A 12506-nucleotide genomic window follows, 5' to 3' on the forward strand; every position below is an offset into this window, starting at 1 on the left:
CGCCGTCCGCCGAGCGCAGGGAGTCAGTCCTCCATGACACTGGTCATCGCCACCGCAACACCGTTCCACGGCCATGTGCAGCCGGTCCTCACCGTGGCCGCCGATCTCGTACGGCGGGGGCACGAGGTCGTCGTGCTGACCGGGAGCCGGTTCGCCGAGGACGTACGGGCCGCCGGGGCCCTTCATGTGTCACTGCCGCCCGACGCGGACTTCGACGACCGCAAGCTGGACCTGTACTTCCCCGAGCGCGCCGCCCTCCCGGCGGGCCCGGCGCAGCTCGAGTACGACCTGAAGCACATCTGGGGCGATCCGACGGCCGCCCAGTACCGCGCACTGCGCATCCTGCTCGCCCGCCGGTTCCCCGCGGCCGTCGTCATCGGCGATCCGTTCTTCCTGGGGGGCATGGCGCTCACCCTGGCCGAGCGGCGCGGGCACCGGCCGGTCACCGTCAGCCTCGGGCTCACCCTGCCGACCCTGCTCAGCGACGACGCGCCCCCGGTCGGCTTCGGGCTGCCGCCCCTGTGCGGGGAGGGCGCGAAGAAACGACACCAGGAGATGAACGACCAGGTCAGGGAGGGTCTCGCCGGGGCCCAGCGGCACATCCAGGAGAACTTCGGGGAGAGCGGCGTCGAACTGCCGGGCTTCTTCCTCGACTGTCTGGTGACCGTCCCGGACCACTATCTCCAGCTGACCGTCCCCGGGTTCGAGTATCCGCGCGGCGACCTGCCGTCCTCGTTCCGGTTCGTCGGGCCCCTGCCCGCCGCGCCGCGCGGGCCGCAGCCGCTCCCCGACTGGTGGGCGGAGGTGGTGAACGCGAAGCGGCCCGTCGTCGTGGTCACCCAGGGGTCGTTCGACAACCGCGATCTCGGACGGCTCGTGCGGCCCGCCGTGGACGCGCTGGCCGGGGACGACGTCCTGGTCGTGGCCGTGACGGCACGCGCGGACGGACCGGCCGAGCTCCGTGCGGCGGGGCCGGTGCCGACGAACGTGCGCCTCGGCGGATACGTCCCCTTCGACGCGCTCCTGCCCCATGCGTCGGTGCTGGTCACCAACGGCGGATACGGCGGCGTGCACACCGCGCTGCGGCACGGGGTACCGCTCGTCGTCGGCGGCGACGGGGAGGACAAGCCGGAGGTGGCGGCGCGGGTCCAGTGGAGTGGGGCGGGGCTCGACCTGCGCAGCGGGGATCCGTCGCCGGCCGCCGTACGGGACGCGGTGCGGGCCGTACTGGGCGACCCCGGGTACGGCGCGCGGGCGAGGACGTTGCGGGCGGAGTTCGAGCGCCATGACCCGCTCGGGGCGATCGCGGAGGTGGTCGCGGCGGCGGGGGCGTGAGGTGAGGGTGGATGCGTGAGGTAATCGCGAACGCGTGACGCGTGACGCGCCGGCGAATGTGTGAGGCAGCGGCCGATCGTGAGCCACGCCCGGAATGTCCAGCCCCGTGAGTGCCACCCCTGCCGCTGCCTAGCATGAGGCCCGGTCGGGGTGGTGGGCGCGGAGGGGTGCGATGACGCGGATGCCGTTGCGGTTCGCGGTCCTGGGGGACGTACGGGTGTGGCGGGGCGAGGCGGAGGTGGACCCCGGTCCACCCCTGCGCCGGACCCTGCTCGCCCTGCTGCTGGCCCGGGCCGGATCCCCGGTGCCCTTGGCGGACATCGTCGAGGCGCTGTGGGCCGACCGGGCGCCGGCCCGCGCGGTCAACATGGTGCACCGTCATGTCGGGGAACTGCGGCGGCTGTTGGAGCCCGGACTGCCCAACCGGGCGGAGGGCAACCTGCTGCTGCGCGGCGTCGGCGGGTACCGGCTGCGCACACCGGCCGACTCGGTCGACCTGCTGCTGTTCCGCCAACGGGTGCGGACAGCAAGGGACTTACGGCGCGACGGTGAACTGGCGTCGGCCGTCGAGGAGTTCGCCGGGGCGCTCGCGCTGCGGCGGGGGCCGACGGCGGGCTGTCCGGCGCAGGCTCCCGCGCATCCCGTGTTCACCGAGTTGGACCGGGAGTACGACGCCGTGGTCCGGGAGGCGGCGGAGGTGGCGCTCGGCTGCGGCAGGGCGGGCCGCGTGCTGCCCACGCTGACCGCGAGCGCGGCCCGGCACCCCCTCGACGAGGGGCTCCAGTCCCTCCTCATCCACACCCTCACGGCGTGCGGCCACCGCGCCGAGGCACTGACCGTCTTCCGGACGACGGCCACCCGCCTCACGGAAGACCTGGGCGTCGACCCCGGCTGCGAACTGATCGCGGCACAGGAGCAGGCGAAGAGGGCGGGGCCGGAGGCGGAGGGGCTGAGGCCGGAGGCGGAGGGGTTGGAGGCGGCGGGGCCGGAGGCCGGGCCGGGCGCCGACGGTTCCTGGGCGCAGCCCAGGAGCGCGCATGCCGAAGCGGCGGGGCCACGCGCCGAAGACGCCCGGGCGCAGCCCGACGAAGCGGGAGCGGCCGCAGGAGGAGCGGGGCCGGGCGCCGGAGGTACCCGGGCTCAGCCCGGGGAAGCAGGAGCAGGAAAAACGGCATCGGGTGTCGACGGCGCCCGGGCTCAGCCCGGGGAAGCGGGAGCGGGCGCAGGGGGAACGGGGGCCCGGGCGCAGCCCGGGGAAGCGGGCGCCGGCGCAGGAGGAACGGCGCCGGGCGCCGGAAGTACCGGGATTCAGCTCGGGGAAGCGGGCGCGGGCGCCGGAGGTACCCGGGATCAGCTCGGGGAAGCGGGTGCGGGTGTCGGAGTGGCAGGGGTGGGGTTCAGGGGAGGTGGTGGCGGGGTCGCGGGGCCCGCGCAGCTTCCGCCCGCACTGCCCGTCTTCGTCGGGCGGGCGGTCGAGCTCGGGCGGCTGCGGGTGCTGCTCGACGATGCCGGGGCCGCGCCCGCCCTGGTCGTCAGCACCCTCACCGGGCCCGCCGGTGTGGGCAAGACCGCGCTCGCCGTGCACCTGGCCCATGAGGTGGCCGGACGGTTCCCGGACGGGCAGCTCTACGTCAATCTGCGCGGCTTCGACCCCGCCGCACCCCCCACCCGCCCGCAGGACGCCGTACGGGGTTTCCTGGACGCCCTCGGTGTACCGGCCGCCCGCGCACCCTACGGCCTCGACGCCCAAGCCGCGCTGTTCCGCAGCCTGTTGACGGGCCGCAGAGTGCTGGTGCTGCTGGACAACGCCCGCGACGCCGCCCAGGTCCGTCCGCTGCTGCCCGGCACGCCCGGCTGTCTGGTGCTGGTCACCAGCCGCAACCGGCTCACCGCACTCGCCTCCGCCGACGGTGCCCGTCCGCTCACCCTGGACGTGCTCACGCCGGCCGAGGCGCACGCGGCGCTGGCCCTGCGGATCGGTGCCGCACGGGCGGCGGCCGAGCCCCGGGCGATCGCGGACATCGTCGCCCTCACCGCGCGGCTGCCCCTCGCCCTGGCGATGGTGGCCGCCCGCGCCGCCACGCACCCCGCATTCCCGCTGGCGGCACTGGCCGAGCGGCTGCGGGCCGCGCACGGCGGGCTCGACGCGTTCCGCGACCCCGACCCCGACCCGGCAACCGACATGAGGGCGGTGTTCTCGTGGTCGTACGACGCACTCGGGGTGGCCGCCGCCCGGCTCTTCCGTCTGCTCTCCCTGCACCCCGGACCCGAAGTCACCGTCCACACCGCGGCGGCCCTGGCCGGCGAACCGCTCGCCAGGACCCGCGCGCTGGTGGCCGAGCTCGCCGACGCCCACCTCCTCACCGAACGCTCGCCCGGCCGCTACACCTGCCACGACCTGCTGCGGGCGTACGCCACCGAACTCGTCCACGCCACCGAGAGCCCGGGCGAGCGGCGGGCCGCCCTGCGCCGCGTGCTCGACCACCACTCTTCTGTCGGTCACAAGGCAGGCACACTTCGTCCACTGCCCCCTGCCTACGCTCCCGCCACCCACAACGAGGAGTGTGTGCAGTGACGTACAGCATGATCAACGGGAACCGGTTGTTCCACACGGACGAGGGGCCGGCCCGGGCGGGGGCCGGGGCGGGCGGGACGGTGCTGCTGGTGCACGGCGCGACCTGCGACTCGCACGACTGGTCCGCGCAGATCGAGGCGTTCGCCGCGCGGCACCGCGTGATCGCGCCGGACCTGCGCGGTCACGGCAGGTCCTCCGGGCTCACCGGCGGACAGCGCCCGCGCGAGTTCGCGGCGGACCTGGCGGAGCTGCTGGACGCCGTGGACGCCGGGCCGACGGTCGTCGTGGGGCACTCGCTGGGCGGGGTCGTCGCCTCCGTCCTCGCGGTCGAGTACCCGTCCCTGGTGCGGGCGGTGGTGTCGGTCGACCCCGGCTACGGCTTCGAGGCGGAGTTCGCGCCGCAGGTCGCCGCCGCCTTCCGGGTCCCGGACCCGGTCGGCGCGGCCGCCGCCGTCCTCGGCGGTCTGGAGAACCAGGCGACGTCCGGACCCGAGGCGGACGCCCTGCGCGTCTGGCACCGTCGGCGGGTCCTGAGCATGGACCCGATGACCGTACGGGACGTCTTCCACGGCCTGTTCGACGAGGCGGCCACCCCGCTGACCGTACGGCCGGGAGTCGAGACCTACCTCTCGCGCCGCACCTGCCCGGTGCTGTCGGTGTCGGCCGCCGCCTCCCTCAAGGCCAAGGGGATCGACGGGGACTGGGAGCCGTCCCTCAGCCGTCACCCGTACAGCGCGTCGCTGGTGCTGGAGGGGGTCGGGCACTGGCTGTTCCAGGAGCGGTCGGCGGAGTTCAACTCGCTGGTGCTGGGCTGGATCGACGGGCTTCCGCCCGCCTGAGCAGAGCCCACGCACAGAGGGGGACTTTCATGATCACGGGGACTCGGGGACTACGACGGTGACGATGCGGTTCGCGGTGCTGGGACCGGTACGGGTGTGGCGGGACGGCGAGGAGATACGGCTCGGGGCGGCCCAGCAACGCCTGCTGCTGGCCCTGCTGATGGCGCACGCCGGACGCCCGGTGGCGATGGAGGAGTTGCAGCAGGCGCTCTGGGGCGAGTCGCCGCCGGGTTCGCCCGCCAACGCCGTGTACCGGCACATCGGTGTGCTGCGCCGGCTGCTGGAACCGGAGTTGCCGCTGCGGGCACCCGGCGGGTGGCTGGTGCGGGACGCGGGCGGATACCGGCTGAGGGTGTCGCCCGAGACCCTGGACGTGCTGCGGCTGCGGGAGTTGGTACGGCAGGCACGGCAGGCACGGCAGGGCGGCGCCCGGGGCGCCGAGGCGGCCGTACCGCTTCTGCTGGAGGCGCTGCACCTGCGCACCGGGGCGGTCGCCACGGGGGTCCCCGTGGAGGCGCGGTCCCACCCCGCGTTCAACGCGCTGGAGCGCGAGCACCTGGCGGTGGTGAAGGAGGCGGCGGACGTGGTCCTCGCGGTGGGCGCGGCCGGGCAGCTGCTCGCCGTCCTGCACCGCGCCGCGGCCGAGCACCCGCTCGACGAGCAGCTCCAGGCCCGCTTCGTACGCGCCCTGGCCGCCACCGGGCAGCGGGCGGCGGCCCTCGACACCTGGCAGCGGGTACGCACCGTGCTCGCCACGGAACTCGGCGTCGAACCGGGCGCCGAACTACGTTCCGCACAGCGGGAGATCCTGAACGAGGGCATACCTCCCGCCCCCCTCCAAGGCCCCACCGAGGCCGCCCGACGGGCCGCCGTCGGCCCGTCGTCCGACAGCCGCGTCCCAGCCGACCGGCTCCCGGCCGGCGGGACCCCTGCCGACTCCGCTCCCGGCCCCACCCGGACCCCGCCCGCCGATACGACGGCTCCCCCCGCGCCCGCCGATACGACGGCTCCCCCCGCGCCCGCCGTCGGCCGGGCCACCGGCGCCACCGGGCCCACCCGGACCACGTCGGCCGACAGGCCGGCCGCCCCCGCGCCGCCGGCCCCCGCCCAGACCGAACCGCCGCCCCCGGCACCGCGCCGCACAACCATCACTGCCGCCGAGGCCGAAGCCGAAGCCCGCGCCACTGCCACTGCCACTGCCGCTGCCGCTGCCGCCGAAGCCGAAGCTGGTGCCGAAGCCGAAGCCAGTACCGGAACCGGAGCCAATGCCCGTGCCCGTACCCGTGCCCGTGCCGTTGCCCGGTTGTCCGTCGTGCCCGAGGTTCCCGAGAGACCCTCGATCGTCGGCACGAGTGCACCGCATCCCCCCGACCCCTTCGTCCGCCCCGCCCAACTTCCCGCCGATCTCGCGACGTTCGCCGGTCGGCGGGCCGAGCTCGCGCGGGTTGTCGCGCTGTCGGCGGCGGACGCGCCGGGGATGCGGATCGCCGTGGTCAGCGGGATGGGCGGGATCGGCAAGACCACGCTGGCCGTCCGCTGGGCGCACCGGATCGCGCACCGCTTCCCGGACGGGCAGCTGTACGTGAACCTGCGCGGCTTCGACCCCGGCGGCACGGCGACGGACCCCGGCGAGGCGCTGCGCGGGTTCCTGGAGGGGCTCGGGGTGCCGCCGCAGCGGATGCCGGCCGGGACCGACGCCCAGACCGGCCTCTACCGCAGCCTTCTCGCCCGGCGTCGCGTGCTGATCCTCCTGGACAACGCGCGGAGCGCCGAACAGGTCCGTCCGCTACTGCCGGGCAGCCCCGGCTGCATGGTCGTCGTCACCAGCCGTGACCGTCTCCTGGGCCTGGTCACCGCGGAGGCCGCCCACCCGGTGGCGCTGGACCGGCTGCCGCCCGCCGAGGCCCGGGAGTCCCTGGTACGGCGGCTCGGCGCAGAGCGGGTCTCGGCCGAGCCGGCCGCCGTCGAGGAGATCGTCGCCCGGTGCGCGGGGCTGCCGCTGGCCCTGGCCGTCGTGGCGACGCGGGCCGCCACCCACCCCGGTTTCCCGCTGGCCGCGATCGCCGCCGACCTGCGGGAGGCCCGCGACAGCCTGGACGCCTTCGCGGACTCCGACCCGGCCGGCGACGTCCGCGCGGTCCTCTCCTGTTCGTACCGCGCGCTGAGCCCGCCGGCCGCCCGGCTGCTGCGGCTGCTGTCGCTGCACCCGGGTCCTGACGTCACCGTGCCGGCCGCGGCGGCGGTCGCCGACGGGACTCCGGCGGCGGCCCGCCGTCTGCTGACCGAACTCACCGGCGCCCATCTGCTCACGGAACACGCGCCCGGGCGTTTCTCCTGCCACGACCTGCTGCGCACCTACGCGATGGAACTCGCCGCCGAGCACGACGGCACGGCCGGACGGGAGGCCGCCGTACGCCGGACCCTCGACCACTACCTGCACACCGCGCACACCGCCGCGCGCCTCTACTCCCCCTGGTTCATGGCCAGTTCGCTGTCCGAGGCCGCTCCCGGGGCGCGTCCCGAGTCGTTCGCGGACGACGGACAGGCGCTGCGCTGGTACACGGCCGAGCGGCGGGTGCTGCACGCCCTCGCCGCGTCGGCCCGGGAGCGCGGCCACGACGGCCATGTCTGGCGGCTGGCCTGGGCGTTGGAGCGGTTCATGGACCGTCAGGGCCACTGGGACGAGTACGCGGCGCTCCAGCGCTCCGGTCTCGACGCCGCCGTACGCGACGGCGACCGCGCCGCTCAGGCGCATCTGCACCGCGCCCTGGCCCGCGCCTCGGGCCGGCTGGAGCGATACGACGACGCCCTCGCCCAGGCCCGGCACGCCCTCGGTCTGTTCGCCGAACTCGGCGACCGGCTCGGCCTGGTCCACGCCCAGCTCGGCCTCGGCTGGCTGCTCGACCGGACGGGCGACCACGACGACGCCCTCGAAGCGGCCGGCCGGGCACTGACCCTGTCCCGGTCCGTCGGCACCCCGATCGTGGCGACCACCGCGCTGCACGCCCTGGGCTGGACCCATGTGCTGCGCGGTGAACACCGCAGGGCCGCCGCCTACTTCGAGGAGGCGCTGACCGGCCTCGCCGCGTTCGACGGCACCCGGTACGCCGAGGCCAACACCTGGGACAGTCTCGGCATCGCCCGCCACCACCTCGGCGAACACCTGCGGGCCGTCGCCGCGTACCTGTGCGCGCTGCACCTCTACCGCGAGGTCGGCGACACCTTCAGCGAGGCCGGCACCCTCCGCCACCTCGGCGACACCTACCTCGCCACGGGCGACCCCGGAGCGGCCCGCACCGTCTGGGAACGGGCCCTGCGCTTTCTCGCCCGGACCGACCCGACGGGGGCGGAGGAGATCCGGACGAGACTGCTGGCCCTGGGCGACGCGGTCCCCGCGCCACGGCTCACGGCGGTGTCCGCGGCCCCGGACGACACCACGAGCCGCCGACGCAGCCGCTGACGTATCGCTCACGTCGTCGCCGACGCAGCCGCTAGCGCAGTCGCTTCGCCAACTCCGCTGCTGCGTCCAGCAGTTCACCGGTGGTGCCGGTGGTCTGCTGGAAGTCGACCAGCGCCTCCACCCCGCCGATGCCCGCGTCGGCCGTACGGAGCAGGTAGTCGGCGATCTGCGCGACGGTGCCGAGGTTGGGGACGCGGTCCTCGGGTGCCTCGGTGTCGGTCAGCGTGGCGTTGACCCGGACGACCGTGCGCAGGGCGGCGGCGTCCCGGCCGGCCGCGTCGGCCGCGCCCACGACGACGCTCCACATCGCGGCCAGCGCCGGAAGCGGCAGTCCCGCCGACAGCCAGCCGTCCCCGCGCCTGCCCACCCGCTCCAGGGCGCCCCGCGAGAAGCCGCCGAAGAGGACGGGCGGGCGGGGCCGCTGGACGGGCTTGGGCTCGACGACCGACGGCGCGATCGTCCACCGCTCGCCCTCGTACCGCACGTCCCCGTCGGCCCAGATGGTCTCCGCGACGTCCAGCCACTCCTCCAGCTGCGCCCCCCGCCGTTCCCAGGGCACGCCGACCGCCCGGTACTCGTCGCCGAGCCAGCCGAGGCCGATGCCGATGTCCAGCCGGCCGTGGCTGACGACGTCGAGCGAGGTGAGCGTGCGGGCGAGCAGGACCGGCGGGTACCACAGGGCGTTGAGCGTGCTGGTGCCGAGCCTCACCCGTTCGGTGCGGGCCGCGGCCAGGGTGAGGACGGTGAGCGGGTCGAGGAAGGTGCGGTACTCCTCCGGCATGCTGCCGTCGCCGCCGGGGTAGGGGTCGCTGGGCTCGTGCGGGTTCAGGATGCGGTCCGCGACCCAGAGGCTGCCGTACCCCAGGCTCTCGGCGGCCCGGGCCACCTCCGTGACCGCCTCCGGCGTGGCGAACACCCCGTACTGGGGCACGGCAAGACCGATACGCATGGACACTCTCCTCTCCACCCCGCCGTGTCCACGGCGGAAGGTCCGCCACGCTAGGCCCCGCTTGTGCACGGAAAGTGACCTCGGACGCTCCACCCGCCACCACCTCTATGCAATCCATGTATAGACGGTGTGTATAGTCGCCGCATGGCAATCAGCGCGTCGGTGCTCGTCGTGCGGCTGAACCGGTGGTGGTCGGTCGCGCCCGTGGCGGGTCTTGGGGTCGGAGTACTCACCAACCTCGCTCAGGGGTGGCTTCCCGGTGCGTGGAACCAGATCGCCAACTCGGGGGCGGTGTGGTGCGTTCCGGCGTTCGTCGCCGGTGCGCTGACCGCGCGGCGGCCTGCGGTGGCCGGGCTGTGTACGACGCTCGGTCTGGTCGTCGGCTACTACGCCTACGCGGAGTTCGGGCGCGACGGGATGGGGGCTCTGACGGCGCCGCTGCTGTGGCTGGTGATGGCGGTGATCAGCGGGCCGTTGTTCGGGATCGCGGGGGACTGGTGGCGGCGGGGGCGCAGCGAGTGGCGGCGGGTCGTCGGACTGGCCGCGCTCGCCGGGGTGTTCGGGATGGAGGCCGCCCTGTACGCCTGGACGCTGCACTACGCCACGCAGGCGTGGGCCTGCGTGGCGATGCTCGTTCTCCTGCCCCTGCTGATGGGACGCCGGCACCGGGAGCGGGGCCTGGCCCTGCTGACCGCCGTGGTCCTCTCGTCGGTCGCCTACGCCGTGATCGAGCTGCCGTTGCAGCACGTCGCCGGGTGAGGCACCTACTGGTCCTGGTCCGTGCCGAGGCGGGCCATGTCCTCGTCCGACAGCTGTAGCGCGCCGGCGGCGATGTTCTCCGTCAGATGGTCCGGGTCGCCGGTGCCGGGGATGGCCAGCACATGCGGGCCCTGGCGCAGGGTCCAGGCCAGCCGGACCTGCGCGGCCGACGCGCCGTGCGCGCGGGCGACGGCGAGCACCGCCTCGCTCTCGGCGGCACCGGCTCCCGACTCGCGGCCCGCCCCGGCGATCGCGAAGAACGGTACGTAGGCGACGCCGAGTTCGCCGCAGGTCCGCAGGAACTCACGCTCCGCGGCCGGGGCGCCGACCCCGTACGGGTTCTGTACACAGACGACGGGTGCGATTGCCCGCGCCTCGGCCAGGTGGTCCGGGGTGACGTTGGAGACGCCGAGGTGGCGGACGAGCCCTGCCTCGCGCAGCTCGGCCAGCGCCCCGAAGTGCTCGGCGATCGACGCGGTCCGGTAGCTCGGGGGGACGCGCAGGTTCACGACGTCCAGGTGGTCGCGGCCCAGTTGGCGGAGGTTGTCCTCGACCTGCCCGCGCAGCTGCTCCGGGGTGGCCCACCACCACGCGCCCGAGGAGTCCCGGCCGGGCCAGACCTTGGTGGTGATGACCAGGTCCTCCGGATACGGCGCGAGGGCGGTGTTGATGAGTTCGTTCGCCGAACGCTTCGAGGAGAAGTAGAAGGCCGCCGTGTCGATGTGGTCGACGCCGAGTTCGACCGCGCGCCGGAGCACACGGATCGCGCGGTCACGGTCGCTCGACGCGCCGGGCTGGAAGGGGACGTCACCGGTCAGGCGCATCGCTCCGAAGCCGATGCGGTTGACGGTCAGGTCACCGAGCTGCCAAGTACCCGCGTCCGCCGCCGTGTTCATGCGTGAGGTCATGAGGACAGCTTCCCCGACGGCCGGGCCGGCAGCCCGAGCCGCCCCCGGGTGGCGGCCAGGATGATCAGCGCCGCCGTCGTCGAGGCGAGGAGGAGGGCGTGGGCCGCGTCCTCGATGCCCAGCGAGGGGAACATGTCGGACCAGGCCAGGGAGAGGAAGTTGTTGACGCTGACGTGCACCAGCATGGCCAGCGGCATGCTCTCGGCGGAGCGGTTGAACACCCAGGTCATCACGAAGTTGAAGGCGAGCGTCGTGGCCAGGAACTCCAGCGGCCGGACCGGGTCCACGTGCGGTCCGCCGCCCCACTCGGTGAGGAACAGCGGCAGGTGCCAGGAACCCCACAGCACGCCCACGGCGAGGGTGGCGCCCAGGGGGCCGTAGCGGCGCTGCATGTGCGGCATGGCGAACTCGCGCCAGCCCGGCTCCTCGGCGAGCCCGGTGGTCACCATCTGGAGGATCAGGCCCGGCAGATAGGCGGCGAGGACGGCCACCGGCGGCAGCACCGGGGTGCGCTCGGCCAGGGCGGCCGAGGCGAGGGTCAGTGCGGCCGGCACCGAGACGAGGGCGAGCAGGTACCAGCGCCAACTCACCCTGAGTTTCGTCATCCGGCCCCGCCAGGCGCGCAGTCCGGCGCGGCCCTCGGTGGCGGCGGTGACGATGAGCGCCGAGGCGATCGGGCCGAGGTAGGCGCCGGGCAGGACGCCGAGCAGCTGGGTGGTGCCGCCGATCCGCGGGTAGGCGTAGTGCCAGATCCCCAGACCGTTCTCGGACAGGATGTACGGCGTCCAGGCCAGCCAGCTCAGCCCCATCGCGAGAGTGAAGAACCAGGTCAGGGGGCGGCGGCGGATGCCGTCACGCAAGGGGGAGTCGAGCGGCTTCGGGGGGCTGGTGATCGTCACCGGGGTGTCCCTTCGGGGAGTCTGAGCGGCGCTGATGTGATGCCCTCAGCACATCAGCGCCGGCCCCGCCGATCACTGCCGCGCACACCCCAGGTCCCGGTACAGCAGCCTGTACTACAGGCGTCGCCTCGCGTCCTCCAGGTAGTGCAGGACGGCCGCCACCCGTCGGTCCACGTGGTCCGTCGGGGACAGGTCGAGCTTGGCGAAGATGCTGCGGATGTGTTTGTGGACCGCGCCGTCGGTGACGACGAGGCGTTCCGCGATCGCGCTGTTGCCCAGCCCCTCGGCCATCAGGGCGAGTACGTCCCGTTCGCGCGGGCTGAGGCGTTCAAGCCGGGTGTCCTGGCGGGAGCGGGTGAACAGCTGGGCGACGACCTCGGGGTCGATGGCGGTGCCGCCGGACGCCACCCGGTGCAGGGCGTCGAGGAACTCCTCGACCCGGCCCACCCGTTCCTTCAGGAGATAGCCGAGGCCGGCCACCCCGCCGGTGAGCAGCTCGGTCGCGAAGCTCTGCTCGACGTACGCGGACAGCACGAGGACGGCCAGGTCGGGCCGGCGGCGCCGGGCCTCGACGGCCGCGCGAATGCCTTCGTCGGTGTGCGTGGGCGGCATGCGGACGTCGAGAATGGCGACGTCGGGTTTGTGCTCGTCGATGGCGTCCAGGACCTCCTCCGCCGTCCCGGTCTTGGCCACCACGTCGAGACCCTCCGCGCCCAGCAGCAGGGCGAGCCCCTCGCGCAGCAACGGGTCGTCCTCGGCCATCACAATCCGCATGTCGGCAA

At 74.4% G+C, this 12506-nt stretch carries 9 protein-coding genes; 5 read left to right on the plus strand and 4 right to left on the minus strand.

The genetic code is table 11. The features are described 5' to 3' along the window. Positions 1–33: 33 nt before the first annotated feature. The 4 genes from ACFPIH_RS46715 (at position 34) to ACFPIH_RS46730 (ending at position 8209) form a co-directional block, all read left to right on the plus strand. The gene (locus ACFPIH_RS46715) at positions 34–1335 is read left to right on the plus strand and encodes a glycosyltransferase (protein ID WP_381177149.1); all 1302 of its coding nucleotides are present in this window, start codon (positions 34–36) and stop codon (positions 1333–1335) included. A 172-nt stretch (positions 1336–1507) separates the two neighbouring features. Then, positions 1508–3910 (plus strand): AfsR/SARP family transcriptional regulator, encoded by a 2403-nt coding sequence (locus ACFPIH_RS46720; protein WP_381177152.1) that lies wholly within the window; start codon positions 1508–1510, stop codon positions 3908–3910. Beyond that, positions 3907–4749 carry an alpha/beta fold hydrolase gene (locus tag ACFPIH_RS46725; protein WP_381177155.1) on the plus strand — a complete coding sequence of 281 codons (843 nt, stop codon included), beginning with the start codon at positions 3907–3909 and terminating at the stop codon, positions 4747–4749. Before ACFPIH_RS46720 ends, ACFPIH_RS46725 begins: the two co-directional genes overlap by 4 nt. A gap of 64 nt (positions 4750–4813) precedes the next feature. Beyond that, positions 4814–8209 carry a BTAD domain-containing putative transcriptional regulator gene (locus tag ACFPIH_RS46730; protein WP_381177316.1) on the plus strand — a complete coding sequence of 1132 codons (3396 nt, stop codon included), beginning with the start codon at positions 4814–4816 and terminating at the stop codon, positions 8207–8209. A gap of 31 nt (positions 8210–8240) precedes the next feature. Here ACFPIH_RS46730 and ACFPIH_RS46735 read toward each other — a convergent pair whose 3' ends face one another. Beyond that, positions 8241–9158 (minus strand): TIGR03619 family F420-dependent LLM class oxidoreductase, encoded by a 918-nt coding sequence (locus ACFPIH_RS46735; protein WP_381177158.1) that lies wholly within the window; start codon positions 9156–9158, stop codon positions 8241–8243. Positions 9159–9302: 144 nt separating this feature from the next. On the opposite strand from ACFPIH_RS46735, the gene ACFPIH_RS46740 reads away from it, so the two are divergent. Then, positions 9303–9917 carry a DUF6518 family protein gene (locus ACFPIH_RS46740; RefSeq protein WP_381177161.1) on the plus strand — a complete coding sequence of 205 codons (615 nt, stop codon included), beginning with the start codon at positions 9303–9305 and terminating at the stop codon, positions 9915–9917. Between the two features lie 5 nt (positions 9918–9922). Here the strand turns inward: ACFPIH_RS46740 and ACFPIH_RS46745 are convergent, their stop codons facing one another. From ACFPIH_RS46745 to ACFPIH_RS46755, 3 genes are all read right to left on the minus strand, one after another. Continuing rightward, entirely contained in the window at positions 9923–10825 is a 903-nt protein-coding gene (locus ACFPIH_RS46745) for an aldo/keto reductase (protein WP_381177164.1), read from the minus strand. Continuing rightward, on the minus strand, positions 10822–11724 hold the full coding sequence (locus tag ACFPIH_RS46750) for a CPBP family intramembrane glutamic endopeptidase (RefSeq protein WP_381177168.1): 903 nt from the start codon (positions 11722–11724) through the stop codon (positions 10822–10824). The genes ACFPIH_RS46745 and ACFPIH_RS46750 overlap by 4 nt, the downstream gene beginning before the upstream one ends. Before the next feature lie 114 nt (positions 11725–11838). After that, positions 11839–12498 (minus strand): response regulator, encoded by a 660-nt coding sequence (locus ACFPIH_RS46755; protein ID WP_381177171.1) that lies wholly within the window; start codon positions 12496–12498, stop codon positions 11839–11841. Between the last annotated feature and the right edge of the window lie 8 nt (positions 12499–12506).

This window comes from Streptomyces vulcanius (assembly GCF_042653945.1).
In the GTDB taxonomy this organism is placed as follows: Bacteria; Actinomycetota; Actinomycetes; order Streptomycetales; family Streptomycetaceae; genus Streptomyces; species Streptomyces mangrovi.